The organism is Vibrio sp. V15_P4S5T153, assembly GCF_963874485.1.
Taxonomy (GTDB): Bacteria; Pseudomonadota; Gammaproteobacteria; order Enterobacterales; family Vibrionaceae; genus Vibrio; species Vibrio anguillarum.
The window spans coordinates 699,559-725,925 of record NZ_CAWNHR010000018.1 but is presented as its reverse complement, the minus strand read 5'-3'; the positions used below and the strand labels follow the sequence as shown (position 1 = coordinate 725,925).

At 44.9% G+C, this 26,367-nt stretch carries 23 protein-coding genes, 1 tRNA gene and 2 pseudogenes; 12 read left to right on the top strand and 14 right to left on the bottom strand.

Going from position 1 to position 26,367, the window contains the following annotated elements; translation table 11 throughout:
• Positions 1 to 55: 55 nt before the first annotated feature.
• The gene (gene hcp-2, locus AACT42_RS18565; protein WP_001142950.1) at positions 56 to 574 is read right to left on the bottom strand and encodes a type VI secretion system effector Hcp-2; all 519 of its coding nucleotides are present in this window, start codon (positions 572 to 574) and stop codon (positions 56 to 58) included.
• A 233-nt stretch (positions 575 to 807) separates the two neighbouring features.
• A pseudogene (locus tag AACT42_RS18560) lies at positions 808 to 1,098 on the bottom strand (ATPase); the annotation flags it as partial.
• Between AACT42_RS18560 and AACT42_RS18555 the strand changes: the two are divergent.
• Positions 1,006 to 1,454 (top strand): annotated as a pseudogene (locus AACT42_RS18555) (BsuBI/PstI family type II restriction endonuclease). The pseudogenes AACT42_RS18560 and AACT42_RS18555 sit on opposite strands and share 93 nt — an antisense overlap.
• A 170-nt stretch (positions 1,455 to 1,624) precedes the next feature.
• Here AACT42_RS18555 and AACT42_RS18550 read toward each other — a convergent pair.
• Together AACT42_RS18550 and AACT42_RS18545 are read right to left on the bottom strand one after the other, a co-directional pair.
• Positions 1,625 to 2,821: a tyrosine-type recombinase/integrase gene (locus AACT42_RS18550; protein WP_094131744.1), complete on the bottom strand. Its 1,197-nt coding sequence runs from the start codon at positions 2,819 to 2,821 to the stop codon at positions 1,625 to 1,627.
• 391 nt (positions 2,822 to 3,212) lie between these two features.
• Positions 3,213 to 5,225: a DEAD/DEAH box helicase gene (locus AACT42_RS18545; protein ID WP_064626716.1), complete on the bottom strand. Its 2,013-nt coding sequence runs from the start codon at positions 5,223 to 5,225 to the stop codon at positions 3,213 to 3,215.
• 362 nt (positions 5,226 to 5,587) lie between these two features.
• Between AACT42_RS18545 and rnb the strand changes: the two genes are divergently transcribed.
• The gene (rnb, locus tag AACT42_RS18540) at positions 5,588 to 7,588 is read left to right on the top strand and encodes an exoribonuclease II (protein WP_094131743.1); all 2,001 of its coding nucleotides are present in this window, start codon (positions 5,588 to 5,590) and stop codon (positions 7,586 to 7,588) included.
• A 70-nt stretch (positions 7,589 to 7,658) separates the two neighbouring features.
• On the opposite strand, the gene AACT42_RS18535 is transcribed toward rnb, so the two are convergent.
• Positions 7,659 to 8,009, bottom strand: a complete 351-nt coding sequence (locus tag AACT42_RS18535) for a DUF3024 domain-containing protein (RefSeq protein ID WP_026027345.1) — start codon at positions 8,007 to 8,009, stop codon at positions 7,659 to 7,661.
• Between the two features lie 174 nt (positions 8,010 to 8,183).
• Here AACT42_RS18535 and AACT42_RS18530 point away from each other — a divergent pair, with 174 nt between their 5' ends.
• Positions 8,184 to 9,005 carry a phosphate ABC transporter substrate-binding protein gene (locus tag AACT42_RS18530; RefSeq protein WP_164996846.1) on the top strand — a complete coding sequence of 274 codons (822 nt, stop codon included), beginning with the start codon at positions 8,184 to 8,186 and terminating at the stop codon, positions 9,003 to 9,005.
• Between the two features lie 53 nt (positions 9,006 to 9,058).
• Here AACT42_RS18530 and AACT42_RS18525 read toward each other — a convergent pair whose 3' ends face one another.
• Positions 9,059 to 9,736 (bottom strand): MaoC family dehydratase, encoded by a 678-nt coding sequence (locus AACT42_RS18525; RefSeq protein WP_013868538.1) that lies wholly within the window; start codon positions 9,734 to 9,736, stop codon positions 9,059 to 9,061.
• A gap of 315 nt (positions 9,737 to 10,051) precedes the next feature.
• Here AACT42_RS18525 and AACT42_RS18520 point away from each other — a divergent pair.
• Positions 10,052 to 10,142 (top strand) — tRNA-Ser (locus AACT42_RS18520).
• 188 nt (positions 10,143 to 10,330) lie between these two features.
• On the opposite strand, the gene AACT42_RS18515 is transcribed toward AACT42_RS18520, so the two are convergent.
• Complete coding sequence (locus tag AACT42_RS18515) at positions 10,331 to 10,873, bottom strand: GNAT family N-acetyltransferase (RefSeq protein WP_013868537.1); 543 nt, start codon at positions 10,871 to 10,873, stop codon at positions 10,331 to 10,333.
• A 174-nt stretch (positions 10,874 to 11,047) separates the two neighbouring features.
• Between AACT42_RS18515 and AACT42_RS18510 the strand changes: the two genes are divergently transcribed.
• Positions 11,048 to 12,175 (top strand): acyl-CoA desaturase, encoded by a 1,128-nt coding sequence (locus AACT42_RS18510; protein WP_094131742.1) that lies wholly within the window; start codon positions 11,048 to 11,050, stop codon positions 12,173 to 12,175.
• 297 nt (positions 12,176 to 12,472) lie between these two features.
• A complete protein-coding gene (dcuC, locus tag AACT42_RS18505; RefSeq protein WP_094131741.1) occupies positions 12,473 to 13,840 on the top strand; it encodes an anaerobic C4-dicarboxylate transporter DcuC in 1,368 nt (455 codons plus the stop codon).
• 67 nt (positions 13,841 to 13,907) lie between these two features.
• Here the strand turns inward: dcuC and AACT42_RS18500 are convergent, their stop codons facing one another.
• Positions 13,908 to 14,540, bottom strand: coding sequence for a response regulator (locus AACT42_RS18500; RefSeq protein ID WP_013868534.1), 633 nt, complete (start codon positions 14,538 to 14,540; stop codon positions 13,908 to 13,910).
• Complete coding sequence (gene narQ, locus AACT42_RS18495) at positions 14,527 to 16,251, bottom strand: nitrate/nitrite two-component system sensor histidine kinase NarQ (protein WP_094131740.1); 1,725 nt, start codon at positions 16,249 to 16,251, stop codon at positions 14,527 to 14,529. The genes AACT42_RS18500 and narQ overlap by 14 nt, the downstream gene beginning before the upstream one ends.
• Before the next feature lie 215 nt (positions 16,252 to 16,466).
• Between narQ and napF the strand changes: the two genes are divergently transcribed.
• The 6 genes from napF (at position 16,467) to AACT42_RS18465 (ending at position 21,042) form a co-directional block, all read left to right on the top strand.
• Positions 16,467 to 16,961 (top strand): ferredoxin-type protein NapF, encoded by a 495-nt coding sequence (gene napF / locus AACT42_RS18490; protein WP_017045373.1) that lies wholly within the window; start codon positions 16,467 to 16,469, stop codon positions 16,959 to 16,961.
• Positions 16,962 to 16,963: 2 nt separating this feature from the next.
• Entirely contained in the window at positions 16,964 to 17,269 is a 306-nt protein-coding gene (locus tag AACT42_RS18485) for a chaperone NapD (RefSeq protein WP_013868531.1), read from the top strand.
• Positions 17,266 to 19,755, top strand: coding sequence for a periplasmic nitrate reductase subunit alpha (napA, locus tag AACT42_RS18480; RefSeq protein WP_094125867.1), 2,490 nt, complete (start codon positions 17,266 to 17,268; stop codon positions 19,753 to 19,755). The genes AACT42_RS18485 and napA overlap by 4 nt, the downstream gene beginning before the upstream one ends.
• A gap of 73 nt (positions 19,756 to 19,828) precedes the next feature.
• Positions 19,829 to 20,284 (top strand): nitrate reductase cytochrome c-type subunit, encoded by a 456-nt coding sequence (locus tag AACT42_RS18475; protein WP_013868529.1) that lies wholly within the window; start codon positions 19,829 to 19,831, stop codon positions 20,282 to 20,284.
• Between the two features lie 32 nt (positions 20,285 to 20,316).
• A complete protein-coding gene (locus tag AACT42_RS18470) occupies positions 20,317 to 20,895 on the top strand; it encodes a NapC/NirT family cytochrome c (RefSeq protein ID WP_013868528.1) in 579 nt (192 codons plus the stop codon).
• Positions 20,896 to 20,907: 12 nt separating this feature from the next.
• Positions 20,908 to 21,042 (top strand): TIGR02808 family protein, encoded by a 135-nt coding sequence (locus AACT42_RS18465; protein ID WP_013868527.1) that lies wholly within the window; start codon positions 20,908 to 20,910, stop codon positions 21,040 to 21,042.
• A 101-nt stretch (positions 21,043 to 21,143) separates the two neighbouring features.
• Here the strand turns inward: AACT42_RS18465 and secF are convergent, their stop codons facing one another.
• From secF to AACT42_RS18440, 5 genes are all read right to left on the bottom strand, one after another.
• Positions 21,144 to 22,046 (bottom strand): protein translocase subunit SecF, encoded by a 903-nt coding sequence (gene secF / locus AACT42_RS18460; protein WP_017045371.1) that lies wholly within the window; start codon positions 22,044 to 22,046, stop codon positions 21,144 to 21,146.
• Positions 22,047 to 22,048: 2 nt separating this feature from the next.
• Complete coding sequence (gene secD, locus AACT42_RS18455; RefSeq protein ID WP_094133529.1) at positions 22,049 to 23,887, bottom strand: protein translocase subunit SecD; 1,839 nt, start codon at positions 23,885 to 23,887, stop codon at positions 22,049 to 22,051.
• Positions 23,888 to 23,984: 97 nt separating this feature from the next.
• Positions 23,985 to 24,488, bottom strand: a complete 504-nt coding sequence (locus AACT42_RS18450; RefSeq protein ID WP_017046965.1) for a hypothetical protein — start codon at positions 24,486 to 24,488, stop codon at positions 23,985 to 23,987.
• A 92-nt stretch (positions 24,489 to 24,580) separates the two neighbouring features.
• The gene (locus tag AACT42_RS18445) at positions 24,581 to 25,258 is read right to left on the bottom strand and encodes an SH3 domain-containing protein (protein ID WP_237333147.1); all 678 of its coding nucleotides are present in this window, start codon (positions 25,256 to 25,258) and stop codon (positions 24,581 to 24,583) included.
• 186 nt (positions 25,259 to 25,444) lie between these two features.
• Positions 25,445 to 26,245, bottom strand: a complete 801-nt coding sequence (locus AACT42_RS18440; protein WP_029189831.1) for a TrmB family transcriptional regulator — start codon at positions 26,243 to 26,245, stop codon at positions 25,445 to 25,447.
• Positions 26,246 to 26,367: the final 122 nt, after the last annotated feature.

The following is a 26,367-nucleotide window of genomic DNA, read 5'->3' as shown; positions in this document are numbered from 1 at the left end:
GCTAGGCTGTTCCCAACCACGCTGGTCTGACCTAATCTTCACGCTGAGATGAGGATTACGCCTCGATTGGTTTACGCCAGTCGTCAGAGCCTGACGTGCCCGCATTAACGTGGTCCCAAGTGATTTTGCGGTAAGACAGAGACACAGTCACATTCTGAGTAAAGTCAGATTTTGCTGGGTCTTGGCAGTGTGGCATTTCACAGTGGATGTCTACGATAGATGCGTTTTCCAGCTTAGTAGTGAAGAAGTTTTCTTGTTTGCCTTCAATAGAGGTGCGGTACCACTTTAGCTCAACAGACTTCAACTTTTCACCAGACGATAATGCGTTGTATAGAAGTGGAACAGATTTATTCAAGCACACTGTAAATTTAAACGGTTTATGTACACGTTGACCTGACGGCTGGCCAGATTGTGGGTCCGTCGGTACCGTCACTACGTGGTCAAACTGCTGAACCAGCATCTCATCTTCGTGGCCTTCAACGAATGAATCGCCGATAGAGTCAGCAGTACATGCACCTGCAGTGATAAGACCCTGAGTTTGGCCTTCGATAGAGATATAACATGGAGTTGGCATAGCTATTTCCTTTCTAAAAAATCATTAAATAAATGAAAGCGTTAACGCGCTCTGCGCACCGTCGCGATAGAAAGAGCAAGTGGGATGCCAACTTTCACACCATTCAAAATCAATAAGTTATAGAAACAACCCCATCAACAAAGCAAAAAGTTGCCCAACGCTGAGCAAGATCTTGCTTAGCAGGCAAAAAATCACTCGGTTAAGTGAGTAACTGAACCTGTTTTTAATGCAAATTACACAATCCACTTGAGTAGACTATGGTTACCATACATCATTGAATCACTACCATCGGTTGACTTAGCGGCACCTTAACCTCCTGAATCCTCGTAAATTCATTGAGATTTCTGGCTTTGGCGTAATCGTTCTAACTGTTGCTGCTTCTTCAATTCGGCTTCGTGATTCGCCTTTATTGTCAGAACTCGCTGATAGTTATGCTCCAACGCTTCGGGTGTCAGTTCTGCGAGATTCATGGATTGACTGAGCTCAGTGATGAATTGGTGCTTTTGTGGGTCTTCGCCAGTAAACATATGGTTCTTGAGACAGAGTATCTCAAACCATTGAACGCTCCTCCTATGCCTCACGACAAGTTATCTGACGTTGTTGTTTATGATGAAAAACGCAAATGGTTATTCTTGATTGAAGCAGTCACGAGTCACGGCCCCGTTAGCCATAAGCGATGGATTGAACTTGAAGATGCGTTGAAAGGTTATTCTGTTGGGTTGTTTACGTTACAGCTTTTCCTCATCGAGCCGAATTTAGAAAAAATGCTGCTTATATTGTGTGGGAAACGGAAGTTTGGATCGCCGATAATCCAGATCATATGATTCACTTCAACGGTGACCGTTTTATTGGACCACACAGTAACAAACTTGAGATGTAGCTGACATGATCTGCCCTGAGAATTTCGGGGCTTGAACTACTTAACGTCGGATAAATTTAGGTAGGGGAAAGCGTACATGAATAAATTATGAATGAGTATTTACTCTAAGTAATTTTGGGGCAAAAATATGCCAGTTATACCTTTATCCAAAAGTTAGCTAAGTCTTACTCCTATCCCGTAACTAAAATTTCAGACCAATCTCTATAAGCTTCCTTTTGCTCACTCAAGTAGTCGTAATCTAAGTAGTGGCTCTGCACACCCTTGTGAACTTTATGACCTAGCATAGTCTCAGCCACATGGAATGGAACACCCATGGCTTCCCACATGTTACGAGCCGTTCTTCGCATATCATGGTTTATTGTTCGTGGAAAACCTGCCGCTTCTATCGCGTCAGCTAACTTATTCCCAAACTCCACAGGTACGTTTGGTGACATTGGCCTGTCTTCCCCTTTATTCACGGGTGGAAACATAATCTCGAACTCTGGCCATATCGCAAATTGATTGTGGATGACCTCTACCGCTAATGGTGGAATTGCGCGGCGAATCGCACCACCCTGCTTTTTGCGGATTTTGTTGTTCTCTTCTGGAACTGTCCAAACCAAGTTATCTAAGTCAAAGTCTTGCTTCTTTGCCAAGCGCAGCTCATTGCTTCGGTTGGCAAATATCATCATTAGGCGTAGAAAGTTTTTGTTGCTTTCATGTACGGCAATATCATCAATCGCTTTCCAAAGCGCTTTCACCCCGGCTTCATTCTGCTTGCCTTTTTTAGTGTCTGTTTGCACACCCACGTCGGCTTTTTTTACTTCAGACAAAACGTTGTATTTCAGTAAACCATGACGAACCGCATACGAGAGCACTTGTTTAAAGCGAGCCATGAGGTTTGCAGAATGCTTTGCACTGACTCGTTGCTTTGCTTTTTTGAATATCGGCATGAAATCAGCCAATTCTAGATGCTTGGCTTGATGCTGCCCAAGGTAAGGGCTGATGTCTGTCTTGAACATCTTCTGCAGCGCTTCCCACTGCTTTACGTTGTCTTTGCCGTGGTTTTCTACCCAGTAGTCAATTAAGTCGTCTATGGTGCTTGGGAGGGCTTTTTCTGAAAGGTTAACGCCAATGCGAGGATCAACACCCAACATAACGAGTTCGGCTTTCTTATCGCGTTCACGCAATGCGTCACGCATTTTCATTGCCGGGTATTCACCAAGCTTCATTTTGATCGGTTTGCTTAGGTAAATCACCCGGTAAATCCAAGTGATTTTTCCCTTAGGGCTAACGCGCACGCCTAAACCGTCACGGTGAGTGACTTCGGGTTTCCCCTTATAGGGTTTCCCTTGGGTGGCTCTAAGCCAAGCGTCTGTAATTGCCATTCGTTTGTACCAAAAATATTTGGTACAAATTTGGTACAAATAGACTGTGAATGCAAGTGAAACCTGTTAGGTATGAGTGATCTAACCTTGAATTATAGAAATGATATAAAGAAAGCTAAGTGTTTGGATATTATGGATTAATTAGATGTTTATGAATGGATGTCGAAAGGAGGGGATTTGTTCGGTTATGTTGCCTTGTAACATACCAAGCAACACGTGTTGAGTTTGATTGAAAATAACCCATCGAAGCTCACTCGGTAACACGAATACCGGAACTTCAATGAAGTGAAGATTTTAACTAGCTCACGCTAGAAATGCAAAGATCGAATTATATAAATCAAAAGAAAAAGCCCATGATAAATATCACGGGCTTTGGAGTTTCAATAATTGATTATGCTTCAGCGCGACGAGGACGACTTAACGTACCCGCATTGGCATTAGCACTAGCATTGCCGTGACCACGTTCACCACGGAAGTTACCACGATGGTCGCCACCACGGTTGCGGTCAAAACGACGTTCACCATCACGACCAGTCGCCGCTGCACCGTCACGGTTGCCACGGAAGCCACCTTCACGGCCACCACGACCTGCGCCAGCAGCAGGAGCACCGCCTTCACGATTACGGAAGCCACCGTTTCCGCCTTCACGACGGGCACCACCACCGTTACCACCTTCACGACGACCACGAGACTCGCGGAAGTCATCAAAATCACATACAACAGCACCGACTTCTTTTTGGCGAATACGCAGTTTACGCAGTTTGCCTTCAACATCTGAAGACATTGATTTAGGAAGCTGTACGAATGTATGGCCTTGAGCAAGTTTAATTGCACCAATTGAACCTTTGGTTAAACCAAGTTCATTAGCTAAAGCACCAACGATGTCTTTCACTTGCACGCCTTGCTCACGGCCGACTTGTAACTGATAAGTATCCCAGTCATTGCTCGCAGTACCATACTCGCGGCGACCTTCGCGTCCATCACGGCTATCGCGACCGCCTTCACGGCGTTCACCACGCTCACTACCCTCTTTACGATCACGGCGACGTGATTTTTCACGCTCGATCGCGTCGACCATTGGATCTGGGCCGACATAGAACAGTGGACGATTGCCTTGTTGGCGCTTCAGTAAAATGGCCGCCAGTGTTGTGGCATCAATCTCTAGGCTTTGTTGAAGTTTTTCAATGAGCTCAACAAATTTGTCTAAAGCAGTATGACCTTTGTCAGCTTCTAGCTCTGCACCCAGTTTGATGAGACGAGCTTCAGCAACTTTGTCACGCATTGGAAGTTGAATCTCTTCCATTTGAGAACGAGTTACGCGCTCAATCGTACGCAACATACGAATTTGGTTCGTGCGAACTAGAAGGATCGCTTTACCTTTGCGTCCAGCACGGCCAGTACGGCCAATACGGTGGATGTATGATTCTACATCGAATGGGATATCATAGTTGAACACGTGTGTAATACGTGGAACATCAAGACCACGAGCAACAACGTCTGTCGCAACAAGAATGTCGATTACACCCTGTTTGATATGATCAACCGTGCGCTCACGCAGTGATTGCGGAATATCACCATGAAGCGCTGCCGCTTTAAAGCCACGAGATAATAACCAATCAGCTAAACGCTCGGTGTCTTGACGAGTACGTACAAAGACGATTGACGCATCGGTTTCTTCTGTTTCAAGAAGACGAGCCATAGCTTCATCTTTTTCAACACCTTTAACAACCCAATATTGCTGCTCTACTTTCGCAACAGTTTGGTTTGAACCTGCTACGTCAACACGAGCTGGATCACGTAGGTAACGATCAACAATCGTCTTCACCATAGGAGGCATAGTCGCAGAGAACAGCACGCGTTGAGCGGTGCCAGGTGCTTGTTCCATGATCCAAGTTACATCATCAACGAAGCCCATTTTGAGCATTTCGTCAGCTTCATCAAGGACGAAGGTATGACATTCGTCTAAATGAAGGCGATCACGAGTGATCAAATCTTTTACACGACCAGGTGTGCCAACCACAATATGAGCACCATTTTTCAGAGCACGCATTTGGTCAACAATAGAAGCACCGCCATAGATCTCAAGTACTTTAAGGCCTTGAATCTTTTGGCCAAGGTTTTTGATTTCTGCCGCAACTTGGATAGCAAGTTCACGAGTTGGTGCCATCACAATTGCTTGTGGCTTGTGTTGAGAAAGGTTTAATTTGTTCAGTAGAGGTAGAGAAAACGCAGCCGTTTTACCTGTACCTGTTTGTGCTTTACCTAGCGCATCTCTTCCTTCAAGAAGAAATGGAATAGCAGCAGCTTGGATAGGAGTTGGAGAAACGAAACCCATTTCATTTAGAGCAGAAAGGATTGAGTCGTTTAGGGCTAATTCACTAAATTGAATTACAGAGTCTTGCATGGAGATCCCACTAGATTAATTAACAAAAGGTCCCACGTGCTCTACCAATTCCAATACCGATCCATTAAAAAGAGCTGAGTTCCGTTCAGATGCGGATAAGTCTTAAAACGCATCAAGCCGCTAGGGACATATAAGGGACGCGGATTATTCCCTAAAAGCATAAAAAAAGCTAGTAAAAATTGAATTACATCACAAAAATTCGTCATAAATGACCATTAAGCTCATTAATTCACCCAAAACGAACACAGAAGCTGCATTTACAGCGCACTGTTAAAGCAGACTAGCAAAAATAACGCTTTCGGTAGTAATCATCCCGCTCAATGATTATAGTGTGCCCAATCGCATTTGTTAGAAAAAGAAACATGTTTCAAGATAATCCGCTCCTTGCTCAACTCAAGCAACAAATCCAAGAGAACTTGCCTAAAAAAGAAGGCACGATAAAAGCCACTGAAAAAGGCTTCGGCTTTTTAGAAGTTGACAGTAAGAACAGCTTCTTTATTCCGCCTCCGTATATGAAGAAATGCCTACACGGAGATAAAGTGGTGGCCATCATTCGCACCGAGAATGAGAAAGAAGTGGCTGAGCCTCAAGAGCTGCTTGAGCCTTCATTAACTCGCTTCATTGGCCGTGTAAAGCTGTACAAAGGTAAGCTGAATGTCACGCCCGATAACCCGCAACTAAAAAGGCAATCGCTGAAAGCCAAGGTGCAAAAAGGATTAAACCCTGAACATTTCTCTGAAGGTGATTGGGTTGTTGCACAGCTTATTAACCATCCACTGAAAGACGATAGCGGTTTTATGGTTGAAATCACCCATAAAATTACGGATGCCAACGATAAAATTGCGCCTTGGTGGGTGACTTTAGCTGAAAATGACCTGCCTAACAGTGAGCCGGCTGGTATTGAACATTGGCAGCTAAAAGATGATGCAGACCTACAACGCATCGATATGACCCACCTTCCTTTCGTGACCATCGATGGGGCATCAACTAAAGATATGGATGATGCACTGTTCGCCCAAAGAACCGAGAACGGTGACTTCACATTAACCATTGCCATTGCAGACCCAACCGCATACATCACGCCAGATGACGAGATGGACAGTGTCGCGCGTGAGCGGGGTTTCACTATTTATCTCCCAGGCCGCAATATCCCAATGTTGCCACGTGATTTAGCCGATGATTTGTGTTCGTTGATGGAAAATGAAGTTCGCCCTACCCTTTGCTGTACCGTAACAGTGACTAAAGAAGGTGTGATTGGCGATGACATTACCTTTTTTGCGGCCAACATTAAATCGCATGCTCGATTGGTTTATGATCATGTATCAGATTGGTTAGAGACGGGCACTTCTGCCGATTGGCAACCAAGTGACCAAATCGCTTCCATTGTGCGTGATTTGTATGATTTTTCATTAGCGCGTGCACAATGGCGCGAAACATACGCGGTCGTGTTTCCTGATCACCCTGATTATCGATTCGAACTGAGTGAAGACAATGACGTAGTGGCAATTCATGCGGATCTTCGCCGTAGTGCTAACCGTCTTGTTGAGGAAGCGATGATAACCGCGAATATCTGTGCGGGAAAAACGCTCAAAGCGCATTTTGGCCAAGGCGTGTTCAATACGCACGCGGGGTTCAAACCCGAAAAAATTGCCGATGTTGTCGAATTAGTCAACCCAACGGGTGAGCTTGAATACACTGCCGATAACTTAGCGACTCTAGAAGGCTTTGCCTCTTTACGTCGCTGGTTATGTAAGCAAGATACCCGCTATCTGGATAATCGTATCCGCAAGTATCAAGCTTACAGTGAAATAGGAAACCAACCTCTTCCGCATTACGCAATGGGTTTGGATATCTATGCCACTTGGACTTCTCCTATCCGTAAATATGGCGATATGATCAACCATCGTATGTTGAAAGCACATATTTTAAACAAAGAGCCCGTACAAACACCGGATGAAACCGTTGGTGAAGAGTTGGCACTACACCGCAAACACCACAAAATGGCCGAACGTAACGTAGGCGACTGGCTCTATGCTAGAACGCTAGTAAACGAACCGAGCAAAGGCACCCGTTTTACGGCTGAAATTTTTGATATCAATCGAGCTGGCATGCGCGTACGTCTTTTGGAAAATGGCGCAGCCGCATTCATCCCTGGTTCTTTAATCTTAGACAACAAAGAACGTATTGAATGTAATGCGGAAAGTGGAACGCTGCTTGTCGATAAAGAAGTCGTCTTTAAGCTCGGTGATACGCTCGAAGTCGTGCTCGCAGAAGTGAATATGGAAAACCGCAGTCTGATTGCAAAACCGACTCAGGTTTTCGAACCGTTACCTATACCTTCAGAAGCTAATACCACTATCTAAGGGGAGTGATTTTAGCAGCATAGACATTTCTATCAGGCATTCTTCGGAGTGCCTTTTTATTGCTTATTGATCACCAAAAGTAAGATTTAGGATCTTTTTCAATTTCGCGGATCAACGCCGTCAAATCCGTTGTTTTAGGGAGAAAAGGATACGGCAACCAATCTTCAATTTCTTTATCGGGATCCGTATTGGGAATATACAGCGCCCATTTAGCTTCTTCCCAAATCACTTTCGCCACGATACTTGAATAGTCGCAATGCGTTGAATCTAATTTGTAATGGTGTTTGATGAAGTGCACACCGTTAACGATCGGCTCAAAACAGGATTTGCCTAATTCAACAGACACACTTTGGTTACGATTATGGCAAACAAGCTCTGCTCTTCGTTCTAGTTGACGTTGCAACAAATTCACTACCGCCATTTTACCCTCGCTCAAACACGGCTTCCTGACATCTCGACTATAGCTGACTTCGCTTATCTCTGATATGAAAAACCGTAAGGCTACAAACCACTTACCTTTGTGGTTCACAAAAGTGTCATCTATACGACATATTATGGTGGCTCAATTTTTCTAAATAACCATATTGGAGCCACTATGTTTCGAGTCGCGCTTGCTACACTGCTTTCAACTTTGCTACATACCCAGTTTGCCTTCGCAAGTGAAGTTAATATTTCTGGCTCGACCTCGGTCGCTAGGATCATGGAAGTATTCGCCGAGGACTACAATACCGCACACCCTGAAACTTATATCGCGGTTCAAGCCGTAGGTTCGAGTGCTGGCATCACATTACTGAAAAAAGGTGTCGCAGATATCGCCATGAGCTCGCGCTACCTCACAGAAAGTGAGCAAGATGAGACGATGAGCACCCTACCGATTGCCTATGATGGGTTGGCTGTTGTAATCAATCGCTTAAACAGTATTGAAAATCTGACTCGTGAGCAGTTATTTGATATTTATAAAGGGAAAATAACCAACTGGAATCAAGTCGGTGGTGCTGATCAAAAAATCGCAGTTGTAACCAGAGAAGCATCATCAGGTTCCCGCTATAGCTTTGAAAGCTTATTAGGCCTGACTCGTGTGATTAATGATCGCTTAGTGTCAGACATCAGTTCCAATAACTTAGTGGTCAATAGCAATAGTATGGTTAAAACACTGATTAACCATAACCCTCAAGCGATCGGTTTCATCTCTACGGGATCGGTAGATAAATCGATTAAAGCGATAAAATTTGAGGGAGTAGAAGCCACTGCAAAAAATATTGTCACTCATGAATATAAACTTTCTATGCCATTTTTAGTGGTCTATTACCCTGAAAAAATCACTAAAGAGACTCAAGCTTTCATTGCATCTTTAAAGTCAGCGGAAGCAAAGGCTCGCATAGAAGAATATGGTTATATTCCTTTGAAAAACAAATAAACACAAAAAAGGAGAGTGATCGACTCTCCTGTTTCTATGTCATTTTTCTAAAGTTAAAAATGGAGTTGGATCACTGACACCACGACACAGCCCGGGCGACGAATACCTTCAATCTCAACTTTAATTTCTCTCTCGATCTCCAAACCTTTTTTGATTGGCGTAACTTTCAATAGAGTACTAATCGCTCTTACTCGGTTTCCTGATTTCACTGGATACGGGAAACGAACTTCATTTAACCCGATATTCACCACCATTTTTGCGGTCGGAAATATTGGTTTGTCAGGATCAACGCTATCCGTCAATTTAGGTAACAAGGCCAAGGTCAAAAAGCCGTGCGCAATTGTAGTCCTAAATGGAGAATCAACTTCTGCTTTTTGAGGGTCGGTATGAATCCACTGCATATCCTCAGTTACTTGACCAAACTGGTTAATGCGCTCTTGATCAACCACCAGCCATTTACCCGTATGAATGACTTCACCAATCTGAGTCTGGAGCTGTTTATACAGACGTTGCGCTTCAGGTTTGAGTATCAAGGGTTCGGCAATAGGAGCATCTTCATTCACTGCTGGTTGGTGAAAATCTCTAACCCAAGAAAACAACTGGCGACTGTTTGTTTTATGTAGAAGCTCGCCCCAGTACTCACGTACTGAAGGTGATACCCACTGCATAAGCTCAGAGGAGTACTTGTTCATTGAATCGCCACGATGCTTAAAAAGATTCTCGACTTTCATCTAAACCTCGCTGATTAGTTAGAATGCCCTTGGATTGAGGTAATTTTGAAGTACTTCACACTTAGCTGCAAACACTTTCGAGCGTACAACCGTTCCCTGAAACACACAAATTACATATAAATCAATCAAATAAAAATAAAACACCATTTTATTAGATAACTAGGTTGTAGAGTATATAGCTCATAAAATCAAGGGAAGCGGTAAAAACAGCGCTTTACTGTAACTGAAAACGTTATTGCGGTTAGCCAAACCGAGTCGATGACTCAACTTATTGCTTTACAATATTATGGTGGCTATCTATTATGCGCACCACACGGAGAGATGGCTGAGTGGTTTAAAGCACCGGTCTTGAAAACCGGCGATGGTTAATAGCTATCCTAGGGTTCAAATCCCTATCTCTCCGCCAAATATCAAGAAAAAGCCTTTGATTATCAGAGGCTTTTTCTATTTATAGCATTTGGAAACTTTAGATCACTAAAAACTCATGTGTTTGGAAGATGCAATCATGTTTGGTCATCGCCTCTTCCTCAATACATCAAGAACGAATCACACGAATACCGATAGGTAAGAGACATAGCCCGCGCACTATGCGTTTCAATCAACCGTAGAAGAGACCGAAGCCAGCAAATCTGTTGGGCTAGTCCATGTATAAACCCATTCTTTAATATCTTGCCCACAGGGAGACCGCCATAAACGCTCTCCTTTAGGTCGACCAGCTAAGTAGTCGTAAAATTCGATGGCTTGCTTATTGTCTGCCATCACTTCCAAATACACACCGCTATTAGGGAAATACTGCTCAAACCATGCCGCCATCTCTTGAATCAACTGGCGACCAATCCCCCTTCCTCGATAATTTTCATCAATGTGCAGAGACTCGATAATGCTGCCTTTGTCAAAATCGTGGTTACCAAAGGCGCAGATAAACCCACACAGCAGCCCTCCCTCTTCAATCAGTAGGACATGTTGATTAAATGGTGGATTGATTAAGCGAGTTTGCCAAATCAGTAAACGGTCTTCTAGAACGTCATTATCAAGGTACTCTTTGCCTAATATGCCTTGGTAGTGAGTTCGCCAACTTTGAGCGTGTAGCTGAGCAATTCTTTCAAAATCGCAATATTCAGCTGCTTTTATTTCCATATTCTAGTCCTTATTACTTCCTGTAAGGATTAACATCGTCTTTCATACTATTCGGTTCAAATAGAAAAGCAAAATATACTAGTCACAATCCCTTAAAAGAATCATTAAACCTCTTTGACTTACAGTTGTTCGCTGATATTCTAGCGAACAACTGTAAGCTCAAGGATTTTAATCATGAAATCGGCATCAAAACCACCACTTATCTGGATAAACATCGTCATTTTTAGCTTCAGCTTGGGCTTAGCGACGATTGCAGCCCCTTTGTATGGATGGCAATTTGGCTACGGCATGGAGCATTGGCTTTGGCTGATGATTTGTTTTTCCTTTTGCAACCTTTCCATTACCGCGGGATATCACCGTTTATGGTCACATAAAGCCTATGAAGCACATTGGGCACTGAGATTATTGTTTGCATTAGGTGGGGCGTTTGCACTGCAAAACAGTGCGCTACATTGGTCTTCTGATCACCGAGTTCATCACAAGCATGTAGACAATAATGACAAAGATCCTTATTCAGCCAAACGTGGATTCTGGTTTTCACACATAGGTTGGATGCTGCGTCACTACAATAAAACCACGTACGATGACTACTCAAACTGCCGTGATCTGCAAAAAGATAAGATCGTCATGTGGCAGCATAAGTATTATGTGCCTTTAGCACTCGCAATGAACTTGGGCGTTCCTCTGATCCTTGGTTTTATTTATCACGATATACTGGGCATGTTACTGATCGTGGGTGCACTGCGTTTAGTGCTCAATCATCACACGACATTTTTCATCAATTCGCTGGCTCATATATGGGGTAGCCAGCCTTATACTGATAAAAATACAGCCCGCGATAACGGTATTTTGGCTTTCTTCACTTTTGGCGAGGGCTACCACAATTATCACCATATTTTTGAAAACGATTATCGTAATGGGATTTATTGGTGGCAATACGACCCAACAAAATGGCTGATCAAGCTGTGTTCGTGGCTTGGGTTGGCTGGTAAACTGCGCACTTCGCCTCCCCTTAAGGTAGAAAAAGCGAAAGCGTTAATGGCATTAAGCCATGCGCAAAAACAGATCGCCGCGTTACCCAATCAGCAACTCGTTATGGCCAGCATACAACGTGAATTTGACGCTTTAGTCATGCAGTTGCAAGAGTATTATGAATTAAAGAAACAGCTGATCGAAAGTAAAAAAAACAATATGGTTCGTAGATATGAACACTCCCTATTGATGCTGCGCTATCGACAAGTGAAGCAACAATTAGCACTACAAAAATCCAATTGGCAGCTCATTGTGCGTCAGTACTCCTAAATTCATACTTTACAGATTTGATGAAGCCATGCCTTAAGTGGCTTCATTTTTCTTAGCTTAAATTATTCCCCCCTCTAACAGAACTTCTAGCCGCATATTTGCTAAATGAATAGTTAGAACGACTAAAACATATTCAAAGTTAAAGAATTTTCAACTAGGTTATCAATTGATAATTTTATTGTTTTAGATCATCTAAAGCTCAACTTGCTCTCGTGCTACAGCATTCTTTTCGGTAAATTCCTTGTCATAAATTGATACACGTTTTTGCAATATTGTTCATAATTTCAGGAGACTTAAATGCTAGAGCTTTTAATTGGCTTGGTGGTAACAGTAGCGGTGGGTTATTTCATTGTTAAAGGTTACAAGCCAGCCGGTGTGTTACTCACCGCAGGTATCGTTTTACTGCTATTAACTGGCGCACTTGGCTATTCAGTGCTGCCAGCCAAAGTACCCTCAACCGGTAACACAGTAACGGATGCACTCGAATTCGTGAAATACATGTTGCGTTACAGTGGTGGCGGTTTAGGCATGCAAATTATGTTGCTGTGTGGTTTTGCTTCGTACATGACACACATCGGCGCCAACAATGTGGTTGTAAAACAGTTTTCTAAACCTCTTTCGGTTATTACATCCCCTTATATCTTGCTGGTTGCTGCTTACATTGTGGCATGTTTGATGTCTTTAGCAGTGAGCTCAGCAACGGGTCTTGGCGTGCTGTTAATGGCCACTTTATTTCCGATGATGGTAGCGATGGGGATCTCTCGTCCGGCCGCAGTTGCGGTATGTGCATCTCCTGCTGCGATCATCCTTTCCCCGACATCCGGTGATGTGGTTATTGCGGCGGAAAAATCAGGCCTACCTTTACACGTTTTTGCCGTGGAAACGGTTCTCCCTGTTTCGATCTGCGCCATTATCGTAATGGCAGCCGCGGCCTTCTTCTGGAACAAGTATCTCGATAAGAAAGACAATACACCGATGGAAAAAATCGATGTTTCTGCCATCGAAGTGAAAGCACCAGCTTACTATGCAGCTCTTCCATTCTTACCTATTGTGGGTGTGTTCTTATTCAACGGAGAAACCATTCAAGGTTTGAGCCTTGATATTTACACCATTGTGGTCGGATCTATCTTCATCGGTGCATTGGTTGACTTCGTGACGAAGCGTTTTAAAGGTAAAGAGACGTTAGAAGATCTAGAATCGTGCTACGCAGGCATGGCCGAAGCATTCAAAGGCGTGGTGATGTTGTTGGTTGCTGCGGGCGTATTCGCACAAGGTTTGATGTCGATTGGGGCGATTGATAACCTGCTTCATCTTGCAGAAACCGCAGGCGCAGGCGGCATAGCCTTGATGCTGATTTTGACAGGCCTTACCGTAGCAGCCGCTATTGCGACGGGTTCAGGCAACGCTCCGTTCTACGCCTTTGTTGAGTTAGCGCCATCGCTGGCGGCTAAATTGGGCGTGAACCCAGCCTTTCTCATTATCCCAATGCTGCAAGCCTCCAACCTTGGGCGCACCATTTCGCCAGTATCAGGCGTCGTAGTAGCAACAGCTGGTATGGGCCATATCAGTCCATTTGAAGTGGTAAAACGCACTTCCGTTCCTGTCATCCTCGGTTTAATCACTGTCATTATTGGTACAGTAATCCTTGTACCGATGACAGCATAACGTTAACGAACAATCAGGGCGTCCAACAGGACGCCCTTTTTTTCAAACCGCTATTTCCAAATAGGTGTTATTTACTCTCGCTATAACGCTCCAAGTATAAAATCGTTGCTGCCGTGCGCGATGGGACGCGTAGCTTCTTCAGTAAACTCTTCATGTGCACCTTTACTGTCGACTCAGAAATGAACAGACGATCCGCAATTTGTTTATTCCGATACCCTTTCGCGACCTCTTTTAAAATCTGAGTTTCACGGTCGGTTAATGCCTCAAAAAGATCTTCATGCGTATGACGTTCGGCAAGGTACTGAGTAACAAACTCGCTGTACGCTTTTACACCCGTCGCGGCCTGTCTAAGCAGTTCCACCAGCTCATCTGGTTCTGTATCTTTAAGAAGGTAGCCATCAGCCCCCGCTTTCACCATAGCTTCAATATCGAGCGCACTGTCTGATACGGTTAAAATAACGATGGTGGCGGTTGATTCATCCGCACGAAGCGCTGTTAACGTATCGAGCCCTGACATGCCTTTCATATTCAAATCAAGCAGAATGAGATCCGGCTCGATGTCATGCGCCAAAGCAATGGCTTCACTGCCGTTACAAGCTTCAGCAACCACTTCAAAGTCATCTTCAAAACTCAATAGCTGGTTGATACCACGTCTCATCAAAGGATGGTCATCTACCAACATTACTCTACATCTCGTCAAAATTTGTATCCTTTGAACGTTTATATTTCAATATAACTTCACACCCAGCATTGGGTGCGGAGGTTACTGACACTGCGCCATGCAGCCGCGCCGCTCTTTCTTGCATAATGCTTAATCCATAGTGATTGAGCCTAGCACGCTGTTGATCAAAGCCAACCCCATCGTCTTTGACCGTCACCATCACCTGATCGTCCAATTCATCACAGTTGACTTGAATGGCATTAGCTTGAGCGTGTTTGATAGCATTGATAGTCGCTTCTCGGATCAATTGCAGTAAATGCACTTGTTGATGCGCATCTAAATCAATCGATGACAAATTATTATTAAGCACTATCTCCGCCGTAGTTTGCTCGCCAAGTTCCTCTAGCATGCCCTTGAGCGCTTGACCAAAATTGCCTTCTTTAATCGTTAGCCTAAAGGTGGTTAATAGCTCTCTTAACTGGGTGTAAGCGCCCGACAAACCTTGATCAATATCTAAAATGATTTGCTCTTTTTTCTCTGCGGCGTGCGGGGTCTCTGCTCGGCCAATCACGCGTTTTAGTAATGATACTTGTATCTTCAGATACGAAAGCGATTGAGCCAACGAATCATGCAGTTCCCGAGCGATGGTGGCGCGTTCTTCCATCAAGATCAACTGTTCGGCTTGTTTCTGTGCTTGATTATAATAAATGGCACGCGACAATATTTGTACGAAGTTATCAATCAAGGCGCTATTTGGACAAGGCAAGCTGTATTGCAGATACAAGTAACCCAGTTGCATCCCATCTAAGCTCAGCAAAAGCGGAGAAAGGGAGAATCCATTGCTCTCACCTTCGGATAAGCGCGTACTTTTACCCGCGTCATCACCAATTTCTAACTGGGCAAATGTGACCCCTTCAATGGTGACCAAGTGTTGCAAAATCGCTTGGAAATTATCTTGGCTAATGCGCGACGCGGTTAACTCTTGCGAGCAGTCATACAACACTTGCAGTGCTTGGTTGGCATTTTGCAACTTATGGGTTTTCTCATTCACCGCTTGCTCTAAACCAAGGTACAACTTACCAAGATCGGTGGCCATTTTATTAAACGTGCGGGTTAAGATCCCCATTTCATTATGGCTGGTGACATTGAGCGATACATCAAATGAACGGTTTTGGATCTGCTCACTGGCGGTCACTAGCGAACGCAATGGCCCCACCACTTCCTTACGAATAAAATGCACCACAAACAATGAGATACACAACACACCACCCAACCCCATGCCGCCAAACCAAGCCAGTTGGATCAGCTTTTGTTCTGAGAAGTGCTGCAACTTAAAGACAAAACGGTCGATTTGGCTGACAAATTTCGCTACCTCATCAAGATAGCGGTCTTTGTTCTCGCTATTTAACAAGCTTTTCAGTTCGTGCCAACGAATGATCAACTGATAATAATCTTTGGTGATGTCGTTTGGCACAGGCCAACGCTGCAATGCTTTCATTGATGGTGAATAAAGCGAACGTTCAAAAAGATAAATGTGAGATGAATAATCCACCGAGTTACTTTGAATATCATGTGCCAATCGATAGCTTTGCATACGCATTGAACCAGCAACGTTCACCGCTTCCGCATCATTGAGTGAGGAAGCGAGTGTAAAAATGGCGTACCCTGTGATGGCAACCGATAACAGTAAAATCGACACCATGGCTTTGGCAATGGTGCTGGTGACCGACTGTTTGGATCGTTTTCTCAAAACATCTCTCCGTGAACCTCTCCTTGCCTATTGTATCTGATTGGGCACCGCTGTCGTTAAAGCCATTCAATATGTGATCACTCGCGCTTGAATTTATTGATCTAAAACAACATGACTAGCCAATTACCTCCTTGGGGGTATTTATAGAAATAGGACAAAAACTACAATTTGTGTATGGATAAATGAAGATTTGTTAACAAATACAGGAATGCACTTTGGTTGATCTCTCGAAAAGGCGTTTTTTTTCTCGTAATCAGGTCGATGACACCATTGTCCGCTTGCCTTGGATTGCTCACCCCCTCTCCTTTTCAGATGAGTGCACTCGCTGCGGCCGCTGCCTAGACGCGTGCGAAACAAAGATCATCACCTTAGGTGATGGCGGCTTCCCAACCATAGATTTTCATATTGATGAGTGCACCTTTTGTTATCAGTGCGCGCAAAGCTGCCCAGAGCCAATTTTCGCACCGCGCTCAACACAACCGTGGCTGGCTAAAGCAAAGCTCGAAGAAAGCTGCTTGGCTAAACGCAATGTGGAGTGTCGTAGCTGCGCTGAGTCATGTGAAGTCAGCGCTATAACGTTCAATTTAGTGATCGGAAAAGTGGCGCAACCGAATGTCGATATTGATGCCTGTAACGGATGTGGCGCGTGCGTTTCCATCTGTCCAACCTCAGCCATCCGTGTGAGCAATATTAATAATAATGAGAGATAAACATGTCACTCAATGAAGTACATATTTCAAGTTTGATCGTTCACGTCGTACCTGAACATTTAGCAGCGCTCAAAGCGACAATCGAATCGTTTGAGAACGCCGAAGTGTATGGCCAAAGCAACGAAGGGAAAATGATCGTCGTTTTGGAAACGGAAAATCAAGGCTTCGTTACTGACACCATCGATGCGATTAACAACTTACCACATGTTCTCAGCACCGCTTTGGTTTATCACCAAATAGAAAGTGGGCTGGATGACACGGATACCAACACTGGAACACAACATTCCCACATTGAGGATGACGTATGAAAATGACAAGACGCGCGTTTGTGAAAGCAAACGCAGCCGCATCCGCAGCCGCTGTCGCCGGTATTACTCTACCCGCCAGCGCAACAAACTTGATTGCCAGCTCAGACCAAACAAAAATCACTTGGGATAAAGCGCCTTGTCGTTTCTGTGGTACGGGCTGTTCAGTATTAATCGGTACTCAAAACGGCAAAGTGGTTGCCACACAAGGTGACCCTGAAGCGCCCGTTAACAAAGGGTTGAACTGTATTAAAGGCTACTTCCTTTCAAAAATCATGTATGGCAAAGATCGCTTAACACAGCCACTGCTGCGCATGAAAGATGGCCAATATCATAAAGATGGAGAATTCACGCCAGTGTCGTGGGATCAGGCTTTCGATGTGATGGCTGAAAAGTGGAAACAAGCTCTAAAAGCGAAAGGGCCAACCAGTGTTGGCATGTTCGGTTCAGGCCAATGGACCGTGATGGAAGGTTACGCCGCCGTTAAACTAATGAAAGCGGGCTTTCGCTCTAATAACATTGATCCGAACGCTCGCCACTGCATGGCTTCAGCCGTTGTTGGATTTATGCGCACCTTTGGTATTGATGAACCGATGGGCTGCTATGATGATTTTGAACACGCTGATGCCTTTGTGCTTTGGGGTTCAAACATGGCTGAAATGCACCCGGTTCTTTGGACTCGTATTACCGATCGCCGTTTAAGTCACCCACACGTTAAAGTAAATGTCCTTTCGACTTATTATCATCGTTCGTTTGAGCTGGCCGACCACGGTTACATTTTCCACCCACAAAGTGACCTTGCCATCGCCAACTTCATCGCCAACTACATCATTCAAAACAATGCGGTGAACTGGGATTTCGTCAATAAACATACCCACTTCAAACAAGCGACTACCGATATTGGTTATGGCCTGCGTGACGAGCACCCACTGCAAGTTAAAGCGAAAAATGCCAACTCCGGTGATGTGACTGCGATTGACTTTGAAGCTTATAAAGCCTCGGTTGCACCTTATACGGTTGAAAAAGCCGCGCAAATGTCAGGCGTTGCCGAAGATAAACTGATCGCGCTGGCAAAACAGTACGCTGACCCTAACACCAAAGTGATGTCACTGTGGACTATGGGCATGAACCAACATACTCGCGGTGTTTGGATGCAAAGCTTGGTCTACAACCTGCACTTACTGACGGGCAAAATTGCCACACCTGGCAACAGTCCATTTTCATTAACAGGCCAACCATCCGCTTGCGGCACAGCACGTGAAGTCGGAACCTTTTCTCACCGCTTGCCTGCTGACATGGTGGTGGCAAACCCCAAACATCGCGCGATTGCTGAAAAAACATGGAAGCTTCCGCAAGGCACCATTCCTGAAAAACCGGGCTTTCACGCCGTACAGCAAGACCGAATGCTCAAAGATGGCAAACTCAACGCTTATTGGGTGCAGTGTAATAACAACATGCAAGCAGGCCCGAATATTAACGAAGAACGTTTACCGGGTTACCGCAACCCAGAAAACTTTATCGTCGTGTCTGACCCGTATCCAACAGCCACAGCGCAAGCGGCCGACTTAGTGCTCCCTACCGCAATGTGGGTGGAAAAAGAAGGCGCTTACGGCAATGCTGAACGCCGCACTCAAGCTTGGTATCAACAAGTTGGTACTGTGGGCGAAGCAAAATCAGACTCATGGCAAGTGATGGAGTTCTCTAAACGCTTCAAAATGGAAGAAGTGTGGCCAGAAGAATTGCTCGCCAAAGCGCCACAATATCGCGGTAAAACCCTGTTTGATGTGCTGTTCAGAAACGGACAGGTTGACCAATTCCCGCTTGAAGAAGCGCGTGAACTGAACGATGACGCACATCACTTCGGTTTCTATGTACAAAAAGGGTTATTTGAAGAGTACGCCAGCTTCGGACGCGGTCACGGCCACGACTTAGCTCCTTATGATACCTACCATAACGTTCGCGGCTTACGTTGGCCAGTTGTGGATGGCAAAGAAACGTTATGGCGCTTTAAAGAAGGCTCTGACCCTTATGCGAAAAAAGGATCTGATTGGGATTTCTACGGCAAACCGGATGGTAAAGCGTGGATCATCTCCGCTCCTTATGAAGCGCCGCCGGAATCACCTGATGCCGAATTTGATATGTGGCTGTGTACGGGCCGCGTGTTAGAACACTGGCACACCGGCACTATGACGCGGCGCGTGCCTGAACTTTATAAAGCCGTACCCGATGCGCTCTGTTACATCCACCCAGACGACGCCAAAGCGCGTGGGTTACGACGTGGTGATGAAGTATTGATTTCCAACAAACGCGGCGAAGTTCGTGTTCGTGTGGAAACGCGCGGCCGAAATCGTCCACCGCATGGTTTGGTCTTTATCCCATTCTTTGATGCTCGCATTTTGATTAACAAGCTGATTTTAGATGCCACGGACCCACTGTCGAAGCAGACAGACTTCAAAAAATGTCCGGTAAAAATCACTAAAGTAGCGTAAGCCAGTTAATGAATGCATCGGCTGCCCTATGGGGAGCCGATCTCAGAATGAGCCATTAGGCGGAGAATTTAAGATGAAAAAACTACTGATCGCCCTTTTATCTTTTGGGGCTTTATTTGGCCAAACGGTACAGGCGGAACTGAATAACCCCGGCGGCAACGGTGGGCTGGAATCGCTGCGTGGCGCAACGCAACTTGAAGAGACTCGTCCTGCAGACGACTTTAAGAAGTACCCAAGAGATCAAGCGCTTGAAAGCGAATACGTCTATCAGCCACCTTTGATCCCGCATAACATTCGTGGCTACGAAGTGTCGCTAAACGCCAATAAGTGCCTTGCTTGCCACAGTTGGAAAAATGCCAAAGAGATGGGCGCAACCAAAATCAGTGTGACCCACTATGTTAACCGTGAAGATGCGGTGCTAGCTGACGTCTCACCGCGCCGTTACTTCTGTTTACAGTGCCATGTACCGCAAGCCATTGCGAAGCCTTTGGTGGAAAATGAGTTCAAATCCGTTGATTCACTTCGCTAATCGTAGCCAGATAATAACTTAAGAGGCTATTTATGAAATTATTAAAAGCGTTTTGGAAAAGGCTCACAAGCCCAAGTAAAGCGGCCGTTGGCATCGTATTGTTCATGGGGTTTGCAGGTGGTCTGCTATTTTGGGGCGCATTTAACACCGGTATGGAAGCAACAAACTCAGAAGAATTCTGCTCAGGCTGTCATGCACCGATTGTGGCTGAGATCCAAGAGACGATTCACTATTCTAACCGTTCCGGCGTACGTGCTATCTGCTCTGACTGCCATGTTCCCCATGAGTGGACAGACAAGATTATCCGCAAAGTGCAAGCCTCCAAAGAGTTGTTTGCTCATGTGGTATTAGGCACCATTAGCACACCCGAAAAGTTTCAAGCACGTCGAGCACATCTCGCGGAGCGTGAGTGGTCTCGATTGAAAAATAATGACTCATTAGAGTGCCGCAACTGCCATGAGTTCGAATACATGGATTTTTCAGAGCAAGGTCCACGCAGTGCCAAACAGCACTCTACCGCCCTTGCTAGTGGTGAAAAAACCTGTGTCGATTGCCATAAAGGTATTGCACATAAACTGCCAGACATGCAAGGCGTTGAAGGCTGGCAATAGGAGAATTAACCCATGAGTACATTAGAATCGGTGATTTGGCATATTCTTGGTTACAGCGCGATGCCTGTTATTATCTTCGGCGGCTTTGCGGTGGTTGCCGCCGTTTCACTTTGGTTGCTGTCACTGAGTAAAGATAAAGAACTATAAATCACACTTCCTACCGTAATTTATAGTCCACTACCAATGAAAATCCGCCTGTACATAAGGCGGATTTTTTTACTTCACTTTAAATGACATGCGCAGAAATACTAAGGCGCGGAATCCACCACTACGGGCAAGTAATGTTTAGGTTCAAGTTTCAACCACTCTGGTAACACAGTCCCGATTGAGATTGAAGACCAAGTTCCAGAAATAATACCGATGAACATTGCAATAGCAAACCCTTCAAGCGGCTCCCCGCCCATTAACCACAATGCGGAAACGGTGAGTAATGTCGTACCCGAAGTCACCATAGTGCGTGAGAACGTCGCAATCACGGCTTGGTCGGTAATCTCTTTGGTTGGCGTACTTTGCTTGGCCACGAGCAATTCACGAATACGGTCGGCAATGATAATGGAGTCGTTCAATGAATAACCTAATACCGCCAGTACCGCCGCAAACACGGTTAGGTTGAACTCCATCTGTGTCAGGGCAAAGAAACCGAGCACTAAAATAACGTCATGCAGCAAGGCCAACAACGAGCCGCTCGCTAAACGCCATTCAAAGCGGAAACACAAGTAACCTAAGATACACAGTAAGCAGATCATCAACGCTAAACTACCTTGCTCCACCAGATCTTGTCCCACTTGCGAGCCGACCATACTGTTGCTCACCACCGTCACATGTTCAGAGACGTCGCTGAGCAAAGTGGGAATGTTAGGCGTCTCTTGATCGCTTTCAGGAAGCGCGTAGCGGATAACCCAACGTCCTTCTTCACCTGCTTTGGTGAGCATCGTTGAATCTCCTAATGTAGGTTTCAACGCTTGCAGTAACTCTTTGTTGGTGAGGGTTTTATCGACCGTGACTTCGGTGACCATCCCACCAGTAAAATCCAAACCCATGTTGAGGCCTTTCACACCAAACGCCACTAATGAGATCAGCATCAATGTCACAGAGAGTACGCTCGTGATGTAACGAATTGGACGAATATGGTTTTTCAAATAATCAATCATGTTTATACCCTTACATCACGACGAGCATCTCGTCCCCAAATGAGATTGATAACCGCACGCGAAGCAAATACACCGCTGAACATACTGGTCATAATGCCGAGCCCTAAAGTCAGGGCAAAGCCTTGGATTGGACCATTACCGATCGAATACAGAATCACGGCGGTGATCATAGTGGTGACGTTGGCGTCAAGAATGGTGCTAAAGGCGCTGCTAAACCCAGAATCAATCGCTTGGGCGAAATTACGTCCTTCTGCAATTTTGTCTTTGATACGTTCAAAAATTAGCACGTTGGTATCGACGGCCATGCCAACAGTCAAAACTAGACCTGCAATACCCGGCAAGGTCAGTACAGCACCCGGCAATAAGGCAATCAGACCAATGAGACACACCATGTTAAACAGCAACGCCGCATTCGCCACCCAACCTAAACGGCGATACCAAAGCGCCATAAAAGTCAGCGTTAATGCCATACCTAAGGCTAATGCGGCAAAACCATTTTGAATGTTTTCTGCGCCCAATGAAGCGCCGATGGTACGCTCCTCTACGATAGTCACAGGCGCGGTTAATGAACCAGCGCGCAGCAATAAAGCCAGCTGCTGTGCTTCTTCCATCGAACCTGCACCAGTGATTCTAAATTGGCTACCCAACTGCGATTGAATGGTCGCAACACTGATCACTTTTTCGCTACGCTCTGTTTCGCCACGAGCATTGGTGGTGTATTCACGGTACACGGTCGCCATCGGCTTACCGATATGCTTGGATGAAAAATCACTCATGATTTTGCCACCAGCGTGGTCAAGCGAGATGTTGACCTCAGACATTCCCACTTGGTCAATACCTGCGCGCGCATTAACAATGTGATCGCCGGTTAATACAGGGCGTTTAGTAAGTACAACATTGCGGCCATTTTCATCTTTTAGCACAATGTCTTGCGACGTAAACGCTTCACTGGGTGATTTCGCCTCATAAAAAGCCAGGCTCGCCGTCGCACCAATCACGTTTTTCGCTTGTGATGGGTCTTGCACGCCCGGTAATTCGATACGAATGCTGTGCTCGCCTTGGCGCTGAACCATGGCTTCAGTGATGCCCAGCTCTTCAATGCGATCACGCATAATCTTGAGGTTCTGTTGCAGCGTCGTTGATTGGAAATCGACTCGATTCTGTTTTGAAGGCTTGATCAGCAGTTGATCAGAATAGCGTTGAATATCCCACCCTGAGTAAGTTTCTTTGAGGAATGCATTGATTTTATTGAGATCTTCCGCTGAATTGCTCATTACTTTGAAGCCATCAATACCTTCAGAGTTAACTTTCACGCTGCGAAGACGCTCGTCACGCAGCTTATCTTTCACGGTATCGATCATGCTGTCACGTTGCTCTTGGAACGCTTTATCCACGTCAACGTTCAGCAAAAATTGCACACCACCACGCAGGTCCAACCCTAGTTTAATCGGGTTAAAACCTAAATTTGTCAACCATGTTGGTGCAACCGAAACGTAAGAGAACGTAATACTGTCTTCTTTTTCAATCATGCCATCGAGTAATTCTCTGGCGTGCGTTTGCTGGACTTCATCAGCAAAGACTAAGGTCGTTTTCCCACCTTGCTGCTGTATGTTTTGTACCGCAATATCGTTTTTTTCGAGTAGATGAGTTAATTCCACGACTGAATTAAGCGTCTCATTTTTAGCGGAGACTTGCAGTTGAATCGACGGCTGTTCGCCGTACCAGGTGGGTATAGCGCTCAAGGCAAGCACAACCAAAGTGGCGGCCAATACGATATACTTCCACGCAGAATAGTGATTAATAAGACGTGCTGACGCCTTTTTATTTTGTGTTTTTTTCATACCAATCCTCTCAGCAAAGCTGAGTTGTTATTACTTTAAATGAACAAGTTAAATGAACAAGCGAGTGACTTTGTCACTTGATATAAAGTAAGAAGGATCAGTACTGGCTATTTAACGCCACATACATGGCATTCGTTTCTTTCCAACCAGAAATTCTATGGTTAGAACTATAGGGGCGAGCTTGCCATGCCGCCAACTCAGCGACAGGGAAAAGATAAAGCCTAAAGGGAGCGACGGTGACGTCGTAATTGGGCGTGTTATCGACAAAAGTGGGGCCATCGTATTCAACGACTCTGGAAGTTACCCCCCAACGAGATGCGGTGACGATTGCAGCAGAAGTGTCTGAGTGAAGCGATTTTGATACGGGTGGAACCGTTTGTTTATCTTGTTGATCAGAGATAGGTTGTTGAATAGCAACAGCTTGAGGCAATGTTTGCTGATGAACAATCGCCGTGAGCGAGGTTTTTTCACCATATTGTGGGATGACTTTAGGTTCAGCGTGGCTGTGCGTTTCACTCTCAATTAAATAGCCGAACGCTTGCGAAGGCAGAACCACCGCGAGAAGCGTAAACCAAACACATTTAATAAAGTGCCAATGCATGAAAAAATCATTCCTCTCAACTCAAGCAGGCATCATATTCCTGACAACGATAAGCCTCAAGTAAAAAGATCTAAATGCTCTTACCACTTTAGCTAATGAGAAGCGTAAAATATTTCTTTGCTTTGTATATCAAAGTAAATTTTGTTGGCTAACTTGCGGCCACCACAATACACAAAATAAACCTCACGTTCTTGATATTTGAGTGACTTTACCCAACCACCAAGCTCTTCAAAATCTTCTGGTACGCAGGTTTCATTTTTCAGCAACTCATCGGTTTTCTGCACAAAAGCCGTTTCATAGAGTTTAAAATCATCCGAATTCGCAATGTACTGCGTGACCGTTTTACGGCGCTCCTCTGCCGTGATCAGCGGGGCTTGCTCCACTAAACCATCCAAAGGTATCCACTCCGCGACTTCCGGCCCGTTTTCCTCATAGACAAAATAATCGGTAATGCGGCCAAAACCTGCTTTGCGCTCCAAGATTTTAACCTTATCACCACGGTATAGAACTCGCTCAACAAACGCTTGTGCATCGGGCTTTTCTCTTACTCCGAGCCTTGCTAAATCGACATATAAATCATTAACGAGCGGTTTTGGTGGCAAGGCCGTTTTAGGAGCCGTCTCAGTAGTTGGCACTTGTTCTTCATCGTTCGAACTCGACGAATCGGCCTGCAGTGCTTCTTGCTCGGGAAGATAATAAAGAAAGTAATAGCCAGCGCCTGCGCCCGCCAGCCCAAGCAGCAATAATAGAAACATCAGCATTTTTTTCATCTTGCTGCCCATTCCTTTCTTGTTGTGCGCAACCTTGTTCGGCGCGGCACGCTTTAATTGTTCGTTAATTATAGTTGAAATCTCCGAATGTCATTTTTACTCACTATTCGAACCCATAGCGATACTAACGACAGCCTAATCCTGAACTTGATGCTATGCGTCAATCTTCTGCAAAATCAGTCCCTTTTATTGGGTGAAGCTCCCACTATCATCATGAACCATATCATTATCAAGCTCATGAATCGTACCGATACGACAGCGCTTTTCTGGAGCTAGTTTTTCATATTCGGTGAGATAAATATCGCTATGTATATGCTCTGCAATCATTTTGACCAACAGACGATTATTAGAATACAGACCCAACGCTTCTTGACGATGAGAAAACATTACTGCTTGTTTCATATCCACAACCAACATAAAACGATGCGAGGGATAACGTTGCTCCTGCTGGTCGGAGCGAGAATATAGCTCCACTTTAGGATGTGGTACCGATAATTTATTAAAGGAAAAGGTAATGACTCGAACACCTCTTTCGATAGCATCACAAATTTCTTTTTCTAATAGCTCTAGATGAAAGTCAGTATTTAGGTACACCTCCACCTGCGCGAGTGCCAGCATCTCTCTCGCTTTTTGAATGAGGTTTTCAAAACCCGTCACGTTATAAATAAACTCTTTCTCCTCTTGGAGCATCATGCGCGATAGCTCTTTTTTAAGGATCTGAATATTGTCGATCGTCTGTCTTTCTATTTGGCTGAAAATGAGTTCGGGCGATTTTGCTTCATACTCTTTTGTGTCTCCATCCGACATAAAAATACAACCATTTTTGTATAAATTATCGATTGAAGAATAAACCGATGAGCGGGACAAAGAGATATCTTTGGCAATCTTATAGCCGCTTGATCGACCATTTTTAAGTAAATTGATGTAAACCAATGCGTCTGTCTTAGTAAATCCAAACCCCATCAATTTCGTTACCAGTTCAGTCACAGGTTCTCCTCGCTTTTTATTCACAGTTGAATTCCTAAATGTACCTACACCATTTGAGGCTGCCGATAGCTAACAAGTGAAAAAAGATCACGAGCAAACCCAACGAAAAACCTCAAATTGGA